Below are 346 nucleotides of genomic sequence, written 5' to 3' on the forward strand. Positions count from 1 at the left end.
AATTTAGAGATTGGAACCAAGTCGTTGGAATTTCAAATGTGCCAATAAGACGGTCTGTGTAGTCACGAGCAAATAGGTTTAATGAAGAGCCCGCTTGTTCAAAGCCAGACCAAAAACACGCAGAAGCAACACAAACTAAAAATAGCGCCCACATTCTTTGCTTTTCAGCGTCGGTTAGTTTGCCTTTAAAATAAACAAGGCCAAAGTAGATGAAAAAGATAACAGTAAATACAACTGCTGTGTAACCTGCAACAATAGTCGGGTTAATAACTATAGCGCCTGTCATCGCAGCAGCAGTCACGCCGGCAACAACAATTACAAACGCAGCAATACCGCCCCATGCGCG

1 protein-coding gene is annotated in these 346 nt (G+C 43.1%); it reads right to left on the minus strand.

Going from position 1 to position 346, the window contains the following annotated elements:
• Window positions 1-346: POT-type proton-dependent oligopeptide transporter (locus tag CWB76_RS19400; protein ID WP_138609747.1), on the minus strand; the 346-nt coding region annotated here is incomplete at both ends.

It is taken from the genome of Pseudoalteromonas sp. S1609 (assembly GCF_005887255.1).
Taxonomy (GTDB): Bacteria; Pseudomonadota; Gammaproteobacteria; order Enterobacterales; family Alteromonadaceae; genus Pseudoalteromonas.